Origin of the sequence: Flavobacterium sp. GSA192 (assembly GCF_006386525.1) — a bacterium.
Lineage (GTDB): Bacteria > Bacteroidota > Bacteroidia > Flavobacteriales > Flavobacteriaceae > Flavobacterium > Flavobacterium commune.
Genome location: NZ_VAHC01000002.1, coordinates 115,622 through 127,637 on the forward strand (window position 1 = coordinate 115,622; position 12,016 = coordinate 127,637).

Annotated in this window: 10 protein-coding genes; 3 read left to right on the forward strand and 7 right to left on the reverse strand. The window is 35.5% G+C overall.

Annotation, left to right across the window (positions count from 1 at the left end; genetic code table 11):
- From FDM27_RS04570 to FDM27_RS04580, 3 genes are all read right to left on the reverse strand, one after another.
- The gene (locus FDM27_RS04570) at positions 1-1,137 is read right to left on the reverse strand and encodes a CaiB/BaiF CoA transferase family protein (protein WP_140485373.1); all 1,137 of its coding nucleotides are present in this window, start codon (positions 1,135-1,137) and stop codon (positions 1-3) included.
- Positions 1,134-2,282: an ABC transporter substrate-binding protein gene (locus FDM27_RS04575; RefSeq protein WP_140485374.1), complete on the reverse strand. Its 1,149-nt coding sequence runs from the start codon at positions 2,280-2,282 to the stop codon at positions 1,134-1,136. Before FDM27_RS04575 ends, FDM27_RS04570 begins: the two co-directional genes overlap by 4 nt.
- Before the next feature lie 645 nt (positions 2,283-2,927).
- Positions 2,928-4,526: a fucose isomerase gene (locus tag FDM27_RS04580; protein WP_140485375.1), complete on the reverse strand. Its 1,599-nt coding sequence runs from the start codon at positions 4,524-4,526 to the stop codon at positions 2,928-2,930.
- Positions 4,527-4,790: 264 nt separating this feature from the next.
- Between FDM27_RS04580 and FDM27_RS04585 the strand changes: the two genes are divergently transcribed.
- On the forward strand, positions 4,791-5,660 hold the full coding sequence (locus tag FDM27_RS04585) for an AraC family transcriptional regulator (RefSeq protein ID WP_140485376.1): 870 nt from the start codon (positions 4,791-4,793) through the stop codon (positions 5,658-5,660).
- 857 nt (positions 5,661-6,517) lie between these two features.
- On the opposite strand, the gene FDM27_RS04590 is transcribed toward FDM27_RS04585, so the two are convergent.
- Both FDM27_RS04590 and FDM27_RS04595 read right to left on the reverse strand, forming a co-directional pair.
- Complete coding sequence (locus tag FDM27_RS04590) at positions 6,518-7,438, reverse strand: dihydrodipicolinate synthase family protein (RefSeq protein WP_140485377.1); 921 nt, start codon at positions 7,436-7,438, stop codon at positions 6,518-6,520.
- A gap of 30 nt (positions 7,439-7,468) precedes the next feature.
- On the reverse strand, positions 7,469-9,025 hold the full coding sequence (locus FDM27_RS04595; RefSeq protein WP_140485378.1) for a sodium:solute symporter: 1,557 nt from the start codon (positions 9,023-9,025) through the stop codon (positions 7,469-7,471).
- 400 nt (positions 9,026-9,425) lie between these two features.
- Between FDM27_RS04595 and FDM27_RS04600 the strand changes: the two genes are divergently transcribed.
- Positions 9,426-9,668, forward strand: a complete 243-nt coding sequence (locus FDM27_RS04600) for a hypothetical protein (RefSeq protein WP_140485379.1) — start codon at positions 9,426-9,428, stop codon at positions 9,666-9,668.
- On the opposite strand, the gene FDM27_RS04605 is transcribed toward FDM27_RS04600, so the two are convergent.
- Complete coding sequence (locus tag FDM27_RS04605) at positions 9,658-10,128, reverse strand: hypothetical protein (protein WP_140485380.1); 471 nt, start codon at positions 10,126-10,128, stop codon at positions 9,658-9,660. The two genes, FDM27_RS04600 and FDM27_RS04605, sit on opposite strands and share 11 nt — an antisense overlap.
- Entirely contained in the window at positions 10,128-10,397 is a 270-nt protein-coding gene (locus tag FDM27_RS04610; RefSeq protein ID WP_140485381.1) for a helix-turn-helix domain-containing protein, read from the reverse strand. The genes FDM27_RS04605 and FDM27_RS04610 overlap by 1 nt, the downstream gene beginning before the upstream one ends.
- 446 nt (positions 10,398-10,843) lie before the next feature.
- On the opposite strand from FDM27_RS04610, the gene FDM27_RS04615 reads away from it, so the two are divergent.
- Entirely contained in the window at positions 10,844-11,962 is a 1,119-nt protein-coding gene (locus FDM27_RS04615) for a PQQ-dependent sugar dehydrogenase (protein ID WP_140485382.1), read from the forward strand.
- The last annotated feature ends 54 nt before the right edge of the window (positions 11,963-12,016 follow it).

Here is a 12,016-nt window from a genome sequence, read left to right on the forward strand (position 1 = left end):
CTAATTTAAAATAGTTTCCTGTATCATTTTATTCTGCTCTCCTACTTTTGGCGCTGCTTTAGTGCTGGTCAAAATCTGACCGTCTAACTGAATCGGACTTCTGGTAGTGACAATTTTTTTATTCTCTGAATTTTCGATGGTTTGCTTCATTGGCATACCAAAATCAATTTGATCCAAATCCTGATAATTCAATACTTTTCCGCACCAAACGCCTTTTTCCTGTAACAATTGCAACCAATGATCTGTAGCTTCCTGAATGATTCGTTCGCTTAGAAGTGTTCTGATTTCGTCACGGAATTCAAACCACAGATGTTTTTCTCTGTATTTTTCTAGATTTACTTCTAACAATTCACTGATGAACATTAAATCGCCCATAGCCAAAGAAAGATAACCATCCTGAGTTTTATACACCCCATAAGGCGCGCTTAAAAAAGCATGTGCACTTCCTGCAACATCACCTCTTTCCTGCAATTTTCCACCATCATTTAAATAAGAAGTAATGGCTTCAAACTGAACATCTAAAATGGATTCGATTAAAGAAACCTCAACCAAAACACCTTTATTCGTTTTGGCTCTTTTTAATAAAGCCGCCAAAAGCCCCTGAACCAAATGATTTCCGCACATAATATCGGCTGTAGATAAACCAAAAGGAACCGGTCCCTGACTGTTTCGTCCGCTCAACCATGTCAAACCGGATAAAGATTGCACCAATAAATCCTGTCCCGGTTTTTTAGACCAAGGTCCTTCTTCTCCATAGCCTGAAACCACTCCGTAGATAATTTTCGGATTGACGGCAATGACATCGGCGAAAGCCAAACCAATTTTATCCATCACCCCCGGTCTGAAATTATGCGTCATAATATCAGCCTTGGCAATCAGTTTTTTGACTAATTCTAAATCGGATGGATTTTTAAGGTCGGCAGCAAAAGAATCTTTATTTCTGTTAATGGTATGAAATAACAAACTGCTTTCGTCCACAAATAAGTCTTTGATACTTAATTGGCGACAAGCCTCTCCTTTTACCGGTCTTTCAATTTTGATGACTCTGGCGCCTAAATCGGCGAGTTTCAATCCTGCTGAAGGTCCTGCCAAAAACTGGCAAAACTCTAAAACAACCACACCTTCTAAAGGTCTCATACTGTAGCTACGTTAAGCGATTTTACATACAAAGCATCCATTGCTTCAAGTACAGCAACCTCATCGCCACCGTTCATCAAATAATCACGCACTAAGTCGCCGGCATGATCCTGGAAATACATGTGCCCTGAATATCTTGGACGCAAGAAAGCACGTTCTAAAGCAGGCAAAGTATTCTTGAAATAATCATGAGTGATTTGGTTGATTCTTTCGCTTTTCCAGGCTTGTAAATGCCCTGGTTGCCCACCATTGTCAGCAAAAATATTTTGTTGAACATGTGAAGAACCTGTAAATTCAGCATATTTCAACGCTTCCGGAAGGTTTTGACTAAAAGCAGAAACAGCTAATCCTGTTCCTCCTAAAGAACTAATCATGGGTTGATCGTTCAATTTTACTAAGTCATAAAAATGAAGTAGATTTTTGCTGTAGCCAATTCGTGAATAATTAGAATAACCGTAAGCAAATGGGCAATAAGCAATCTCATCTGTATTTACCATTGCTTCGTACACCTGAATTGGATTTCTATTAAAATTAGCCGGATCCATCAACTGTGCTAATTCGCGGTGCATTTGCAAAGCTTTAATTCCTGTTTCATTTGAAATTACTTTCTCCTGAGACAAAAATGGTGCTTCACCCAAACTGCAACAAAACGAATAAAAAGTCATTAATGAATCTACCGGAATTCCGGCAAAAGCAACCAATCCTTTTTTGGCTAAAGCCAATAAATCTTCGTAAGTTTCAGGAACTTTTAATCCTTTACTTTCTAAAATATCCAAACGAGCCGCAGCTACCGGAGTGGCAGCATCGATAGGCAAAGCCCAAAGTTTGTTGTTAAAAACATAACTTTCGTATGATTTCCCTACCGTATTGACTTCCTGATCTTTTATATATTCACTTGAAAAATGATCCGATAAAGGAACAATAGTATTGGTAGCAGCACCAAAACCTGTCCATGGATGATCAATCACCAATAAATCAAATCTTTTGGCTAAATTCTCTATCGAGGCATCAGCAAATTCTTGTAAACTTCTTTTTTCCCAACTAATTTCTACATCTGGATACAGCTCCGTAAAACGCTGAGCAGTAGCAACCATAGGCAAAAGGCCTCTTGTATGGTTCCATGTAATCCCTTTCAATTTCTTCATTTTTTGACTTTTCAATTTTTTTATTAGAATACAGATTTCCAAAAATTAAAATTAAGAAAACTAATTAATTCTTTTTTATCCGTTATTATCTGTGTTCTATCTATTTTTTTCATTTTAAAACAACTGTGAATATAGTCATTAAACGTCAATTCGAGTGTTTTTTTGTAGCTTAACGAAACAAAAAACACTCGAATTGACATATTTGGTTCTGTATTATAATTTCGTCAGTTCGAGTGAATTTTCAGAAAACGCGAATAGCTTTTTCTGAAAATTTGTATCGAGAACCGTTTTTAGTAAAAGTGAAATTATGATTTACTAATTTTCTTTTTTGCTTGATCAAAAAAGAAACAAAAAAATATTCATGCGTTCTTATTGTTTTTTGGTATTCATGAATCTTCGATTTCAAGTCTTACGCTTCCTCGTCGGTCAAATTAGTTTTCGAATGCTAAAAGAAAAGAACTCGTCCCGAAAGCTTTCGGGACTCAAACAGCTTTTCTTTTTACGCATTCTTCAAACATTTGACACTCGACTGCGAAAGCTAAGGACAATTGAAATTCGCAAATAACAGAACGATTTATCTCTAAATCAACATCATTTAGATTGTTTCTTTTAAACCTCAAACTGACGTACAATAAACCGTTTTCATTACACTGCAACATCCCCACAAAAGTGAACCTGGATTCCCAGTTCCTGTAAGGCTGCGGCTTTAATTCGGCACAATTTATTTGCTTCTGATTCATTTTCAGCATATACCACCTGAATGTGATTTGCCTTATGACGTCCCATCATTTGGTCACGACTCACTCCTTTTAAAATAGCATTCATAATAGGCCATTGTGGCGTAGTCATATTCCATCTTCTGTCTAATTCTTCTTTTGGCAAATCGACACATTCCCCAATTCCCAAATCACAATGCAAGGCATCGTCCATCACATAAACGCGACTCCAAACAATTGAACCCGGTTTACTCACTCCTTTTACACTTCCTCCACCTAATCTGAAATACATTTCAGGCTGTCTTTCACTGGAAGTTCCTTCATAACCACCTACAAAATGTTCTGGCGGTGCCGCTCCACTGATTAGGAAAACCCAAACAAATCCGTCAACAGTTTCATTTTTATAATATTCTCCATAACGCAAATCATGTAGTGTATTCTCGCCTTTCAATCCCATAGAACGCCATAAGTTATAAGTAACTAAAGCATCAATTCCGGCACATTCGTCCACTTCATTGAAATGCGGTAAAGCTTCACCGGCAAACAATTCGTTTCCTTCTTCATCAAAAACAGGAGGTCTGTTTTGATTGTTTAATAAACCTTCGACCAAATCACTGGCAGGCACTAAATCCTTCAAACCTTGTTGGTACTGAATTCCGATAGTATCACAACCAAATTCAGCAGCAATTCGCACAGCGGCAATGTACATTTTGCATTGCAATAGCGTTTGCTTTTTAGTTAATTGAGTAACTTCATCCGTTCCCCAATCGAATTTCATTCCTTTATCAAGCAACCATTGTAAAACGGCTTCAGCTTCTTCGTCTTTCACCGTTAGCATTTTAGCGTAAAGCGAAGACTGAGACAATCTTTCTTTATAAATTCCTGTTGGATGCAACAAATGATCAGGAACAATCGCATTGAACATTCCCATACAACCTTCGTCAAAAACACCCATAATGGCTTTTTCTTTTCTGAAAGCTTTTGCAAAAGCAGTTCCTTTAGCAAATTCGTCAGCAGGAATAAGTGCTTTATCAAACGCTTTTACGTGACTTAAATCAGGTTGTACAGTAGCCGTTTGCATCCAGTTTTTCAAATTGTTTTTGAAAAATTCATCGCTGAAATCCACACTCCAAAGCGTGCTGTATTGCACTCCTGCCTTAGTCAAAGAACCGTTTAAGTTCAGCATCCCAACTAGTCCAGGCCATTCACCACTCCAGTTGGCCACTGTTAAAATAGGCCCCTGATGCGTAATCAAACCTGCCAAAACATGGTGTGAATATTGCCAAACACTTTCAGCAACAATCAGTGGTGCCGTTGGGTCAATATTTTTAAAAACCTGCATTCCCATTTTTTGGCTGTCAATAAAACCATGCTGTTTTTTCTCGTCATAAGCATGCGCTCTGATGATTTTTCCGCCTGCTTCGGCAACAGCTTCTGATAATAATTGTTCCATTTGGGCTTGTGCATCCCAACATACCTGATTTGCTGATAAACGCAAATCGCCACTTGCTACTAAATAGATGTTCATATTTTAAATTATTTATAAGCAATAAAACACAAAGACAATTCGAATTTTTTATTCAAATTGTTTTGTGATACGCTATGATTTATTTTCCCTTAAACCATCAACCAACTCTAAATTGAAACGGTTGCAGTCTATATTCAAATATGCTAAAAATTAGACTTAGGCTCTTATTATTTATTTGCATGTATTTATAGGATATTATCATAAAATTATTTGCAATTGTAAAAATAACACTAATTTAGCAGGATAATTCCAAACTACTTGTTTATGAAGCCTTTATTTCACAAAGTCCCTACCAGTATCCAAAGTTCTTTTGAGGTAAGACACAACAAAGAACCTAACTTTGGGAAGATTTGGCACTACCATCCTGAACTGGAATTGCATTATGTGATAAAGGGTGAAGGAGTGCGTTTTATAGGCGACAACATCAGTAATTTCGGCTCAGGAGAGCTTATTTTACTTGGTGAAAATCTGCCTCATACCTGGCGTTGTCATGAAGAATATTATCAGAACAAAAAAGAATTGGATGTTGAAGCCATCGTGATTCAGTTTTTACCGGATTGTTTAGGCAAAGATTTCATACACTTACCCGAATCTTTCCTGATTCCGAAACTTTTTGAAAAGGCAAAAAAAGGGATGATTATTCATGGAAACACCAAAGAAATGGTGATGGAGCAAATGAAAAAAGCACCCAATGCCAATCATATTGACAAGCTGATTATCCTGTTAAACATCTTAAAATTTCTATCGGAAACAGAAGAATACACCGAAATAACTTCTTCGCATGCGTTTTATCAATCCAATGAATCAGACTCGATTCGACTGAATAAAATATGCAGTTATACGCTTTCGAATTATAAAAAGGAAATTACCTTAAAAGAAATTGCAGCCTTTAGCAACTTAAGTGTTACCTCCTTTTGCCGCTATTTTAAGCTAATGACTAAGAAAACCTATTATGATTTTTTAATAGAAATCCGCATCAGCCATGCCTGTAGATTACTGATTGAAAACAAAATCCCTACCGAGATGATTTGTTTTGAATGTGGTTTTAATAATGTATCCAATTTTTACCGCCATTTTAAGAAAGTAGCCGGGATTACTCCAATGGAATATAAGAAAAGGTATTTGTCGAATTAGAAGAAGAGGAAAGAACAAAGAAAATAGACAAAATAGGGATTTTTACTGGTCTTTAACCGCAAAGTGCACGAAGCAAGCGAAAAAGGCACAATTTTTTTTAAACATATAAGCCATATAAGTTTTCTTTACTTCTGTAAATAATTTAGAAGTTCAGATAAGTTATTTTCATTTATGAAAATATAAATCCGTGTAATTCTAAACACAAAGATTAGAAAATCAATAGTGCATTCGTGTCGGATTTATTAACCGCAAAGGAAGCAAAGATTTCCGCAAAGAAGACAAAGACAAAATCTGTGATAATCTGTGTAATCTGTGGCTAATTTTTAAACTTAAAGATTGGGGGAAAAATTTGCGACCCGAGCGATAGCGAACAGGCGAAGCAATCTGCGGTAATTTTTAACCACAAAGTGCACGAGGGTTTCGCAAAGTCACGCTAAGAATTTTTCACCATATAAGACATATAAGTTTTGTTATCCTAAAAGTGATAAAAAAGTACAGATAAGCTTATTTTCATATCTGAAAATAAAAGAAATAATTTGCAGTGATTTATTTTATTTCGCAGAGATTCACAAAAAAAACCACAAAGATACGCTAAGTTTATTTCTTTAATTTTTCTAATCTGTGTTCCAAAAAAAATCAGAGATATTTTTAACAACAAGAATATTAGTTTAGATCAATTATTAACCCATCTGCCCGAAAAACTTCTGTTTCAGAAATTGTATAAAGAGCCCAAATTATGGTCAAAAAAAGACTCCTACATCCTTATACAATGCCCAAAAAATGGGAGGAGCGGACATTGTTTAAAAACAATCGAACAGACGACTTAATAATCACTAACACTAACCAAAATATATAAACTAGAATGACAACTCATTCTGGAGAATATCGTACTCTTTTTGCAGTTGATCCACTGCATTTTTTACAATTGGAGTAAAATTACCTACTTCCCTACGCGTGTAATTAGAAATAGACAAACCTCTTTTTTGTAAGGTATACTTAGCCACAATAGGGTACACATCGTGCATAACTCCCATATTAGACTCTAAAAATTGTTGAACTGCTGCTAATTCCTCGGCTTTAGAAGCATCATTGTAATTATCACAAATCCAAACAATCAGTTCAGGAAAGAAATTCCCCTGAATACAGGACAATCCTGCCGAACCTGCTTTTAAAGATTCGATTGCGTGTACCATATAAGCATCATACAAACCAAAATCAGGATTTTTTACCACACTCAATTTAGCCTTAATCTGATTGATATCTAAACTGGTATCTTTATGATAAATTACTCTTCCTGCATTGACAAAATCCCCTAATTGTTCAGCCGACAACACTCTTTTATAAGGCACCGGACATTCGTAGAATCCTGTTGGAACCCCTGGCGTTAAATTCAATAACTGATGTACATTGTCAACAAAAACAGCATCCGAATCGGTTTCTTTAGCCAATAATCCTGAAATTAAAATCACGGCATCAATTCCTGTTCCGTAAATTTTATTGGTAAAATCAGCCTGCTGCTGAATGCTTCCTTCAAAAGTTCCCGTAGCTACCACTGGCACCTGACCAGCCACAACATCTACTACGTGTTTTGTTAGCTGAATACGTTCGGCCTCTGACAATTCAAACATTTCACTCGACAAACAATTGGCAAATAAACCAGTAACTCCCGACTTTAAATAAAGTTCCGTAAGAGCTGTTAATGTTTTGTAATCAATGCTACCATCATTATTAAACGGCGTTAACATTACTGGAATAAATCCTTTTTTTGAATTGTTCATCGTTATTCTATTTTCTCTTTTTTTATATTATTAAGCTTTTACGCTTCTGAATTTTGCTATAAATGCACCCGTCAAATAGATAGCAAGTGTTCCAATCACTATCACCATATTAGCATGAAGCGGACTTCTTAAAAAACTATATCCATCAGGAATCAGGTACGAAAGCGACAACCAAAGAATCACCATAATCCCTATAACTGTTGCAGCCATAGCCTCTGTATTACCTGATTTTTTACTGATAATTCCCAGTAGGAAAAGCCCCAGCATTCCTCCTGCAAAAATCCCTGATAGTTGCCACCAGATATCCAGAATACTCTTCACCCCTATCATCGCGATACCACAGGCCATTCCGCCCAATCCAAACATAACGGTTCCGATATACAGCAAACGCATATTTTGTTTGTCGCTGATTTTCTTTTTCGAATATCGCTTATAAATATCTTCTGAAAACACCGTTGCCGAAGCATTCATTCCTGAACTGATGGTACTCATTGCCGCCGAAAGTATCGCCGAAACAATTAACCCCAATAAACCGGTAGGAATCATATTGACCATGAAATTAGGCATCACCTTATCCCCATAATCCGATGGTTGTAATGTTTTTGCATAATTGGCAATATCAGTCTGAGAAGCCCCTGCTCCAAAATGTTCTGCAGCTGCCTGTAGTTTAATGGGCTCTATCAATGAAGGAGTCATTTGATAATAAGCAAACAAACAAGAACCTATCACAAAAAACACCAAAGAAACAGGAACAAACATCCAAACACACAACCAAATTGACTTTGAAGCCTCTTTAGCTGAAGACGAGGCATGGTAACGTTGCACATAATTTTGATCCATCCCAAAATTATTCAGGTTGATAAAAAAACCATACAGCAACACTACCCAAAAAGTAGAGCTTGTAAAATCAAACGAAAAGCTACCTAAACTAAACTTATCATTTTGTTGTCCAATTTCCATTATTTTAGAAACACCTCCCGGCATTTTTGAAACTATCAAATACAAAATCAACAAAGCACCACCCGTTTTCAATATGGCCTGAACCACTTCGGTCCAGATTACCGCCTCAATACCTCCTAATACGGTATAAATCACAATACAGATTCCGGTAACCAGCATGATAGTTTCCATGCTAAAACCTGTCAGGGCTTGCAACGTAAGGGAAATTCCAAAAAACACCGAACCCATTCGGGTAATTTGCGTTAGCAAAAAGCAAACAACGGCATAAGTTCTGGCCCAGGGACCAAAACGTTTTTCTAAATTGGTATAAGCCGAAACTTCTCCGGTGCTGCGGTAAAACGGCACAAAATATTTAGCCGCTACCCAGGCTGCAAATGGCATCGAAATACTAAAAACAAAAGCATTCCAGTTTCCTCCAAACGCCTTACCGGGAACTCCCAAAAAAGTATTACTGCTCAAAAATGTGGCATAAATAGACAGTCCTATTGCCCAACCGGGAATTTTACCCGAAGCCTTTGTATATTGTTCTGCACTTTTATTTTTTCTGGAGAAATAAATTCCCACGCCAACCATAGCAATCAAATAAATTGCAATTATAGCGATATCTAATAATGGTAAATTTTTCATTTATTAAAGATGGGATTTTATATTTAATATCTCAACACAAATAAGCATATCGTACAATGTATTGATGATTTTACAAATGTATCCGAAAACTACAACGATTTCCTATGAGATTTTTTCAGAATATTATAGGATATTATCATAAAGTGTTTTAAGTACGTTTATAATTCATTCAATTCCCGCTCAAAACAAAATCATACAAACTAAAAAAATCTAAACAACACATTAACAGTTCGTTCGGATTGAACAAAGGTTTACAACAGAAAATAACCGCAAACTTGTCATTCCTGTAAATTTTACTTATTTCAGTTTCGACAACGCTCAAAAAACTCAAAGGATTAATTAGAAATTAAGTAAATACCGAATAATGTTTTATATTTACACACAATAAGTATCATTTTATATGCAATTAAATACAATTGAATTAATTCAAAAGCTAAAGGAAATCGTACCATTAGGTTATGAAGTATCTCTAAGAATGGGGAGTTTAACTATAACAAAAGATGTATTTTGTAAAAGAGAAAGATTTTTTATATTTTCTACTGAAGAATTTTGGAATTTCTCTTGGAATAATGGATATACTGAACTTGAGTTTACAAATGAATTTGAAAAATGGATTTGGCATATTGACCAAACTATAAGTTAATCTGGTATTGAATTCTTCTGTTTTTTATTCTCGCCTCAAGTTCTTCAAGTGTTTGCAAAGAATATGACGAACCTTTTTCATTTAAACTAACAAAACAAAATCTGAATTTTGAACCTAAAATTTTTCCAAAATTAAATTCGTTTTCTGTTGCCCCAAAGAAAAATCCTTTAGGATTTTCTGGTAGATATTTTTTGGTTGTTTTTAATTCTACCAAAATAATATCTTCTAAATACGTTTGTAAAAATTCCGTATTTATTTCAACACCAACTAAATCAGGAATGTAAACTAAATCAAAAGATTGCAAAAACCGATGCTCAATATTGAGCATATCAAGTAATTGCTTTTTAGTAGATAAATCAATTTTGAAAAAACCAGTATAATTTTCAATCAAAAAATTGATTCCTTCTTTTTCTGTGACATTGTTAGATAATGTCAATACAAACGAATGCTTTCTAGACATTATTTTTCAATTTTTATTTCGTAATTTTTATAAGAATGTTTTGGATTTATTGATGAAAAATCTAACAATTCTGAAATTGAAATTTCAAAAACCTTAGCAAACACAGCTATATTAGTCAGCGAAATATTACGTTCACCACGTTCAATCATTCCGATATAAGTTCTATGAAAACCTGTTGAAAAAGACAAATTTTCTTGACTTAATTTTTTTTCATTTCTGAGCTGTTTAATTCTTTGACCAAACTCTCTAATTAGATGTTTATTTACCATAATGTGAAACTATACACATTGTATGTTTTTATCAACAGACAATGTGTATCATTGAAATTGAATTTTCTTATGTAAACAAATTTTGCATTAGAGATTGCAATAGAAATCCTTTTTGCTCATTCCTCACAAAAAGATTGGAACGTAAAACCTAAAAAATTTGGAATATGCCATATTCCGATTTACTTGAAGTTTAAAAAGTTTGAACAAAACTCAACAAATTATTATGAAACGAGAAATCGTAAGAAGTTTTAAAATAAACAAGAATGCAAAAATATCTCGCTTAACAAACTTTCCTGATAAAGAATTCAATAGACAAATTGACTAAAAAAATGAACAAAACATAAAGTTTAGTTTACTTAATCCTCCACATTGTTAAGTTGCAAAACGATAGAACTTCTTTTAAGCTTTTTCACTACCTTTAAAGTCCGAGTTTAACCCATAAAACTATGAAGACTTTATCCTTATTATTTTTTTCCTTTTTCATTTTTAACTGTGAGGCGCAGTTAAAAACGAACGATGCTATTCCGCTACAGGAAGATGCAAAAAATTACAGCTTAGAAACTGTGGCTGATGGTATTAACAATCCGTGGGGAATGGCTTTTCTTCCCGATGGTTCGTTGTTAGTTACCGAGAAAAGCGGTATTTTATTTCATATTACAAAAGGCATAAAAACAGAGGTTAAAAATGTTCCTGCTGTGTACAACCGTGGTCAGGGCGGTTTGATGGATATTGTTTTACATCCAAATTACAGTACTAATGGCTGGATTTACATTACTTATGCTTCTACCGAGGGCGAAGGCGAAGGCGGCAATACCCAACTCATCAGAGCCAAACTGGAAAACGAAAGCTTAACCCAAATAGAATCGCTTTATAAATGTGAGCCTAATACCACCCGAGGACAGCATTTTGGTTCGCGAATGGTATTTGACAACGAAGGTTATTTGTATTTTTCGGCAGGAGAACGCGGCAATCATTTTGTGAATCCGCAGGACATCAGCCGTGACAACGGAAAAATCTACCGCCTCAATGACGACGGCAGCATCCCAACAGATAATCCGTTTGTGGGACAAGCCAATGCCAAAGAAGCCATTTATTCTTACGGACACCGCAATCCACAGGGATTAGTAAAAAATCCTGTTACCGGTAAAATCTGGGAACATGAGCACGGTCCACAAGGCGGAGACGAAATCAACATTATCAAAAAAGGAGCTAATTACGGCTGGCCGGTAGTCACTTACGGAATTGATTACAACAACAGCATTATTAGTAATGAACAACAAAAACCGGGCATTGAAAATCCTATCTATTATTGGGTTTCATCCATTGCACCAAGCGGAATGACTTTTGTAAGCGGTGATAAATACCCGAACTGGAAAGGACATTTATTAGTAGGTTCGCTTAAATTTCAATATTTGGAATTGGTAAAATTAGACGGTGATAAAATCATTGGCCGACAAAAAATCGCAACTGACATTGGTCGTTTGCGCAATGTAACCCAGGGCCCTGATGGATTTATTTACATGGGCGTAGAAGGAAAAGGAATTCTAAAAATTATACCAAACTAAATTACCGTAGATTAGAGTTTCTCAACTATTTAAAAAATTACCGCAGATTGCTTC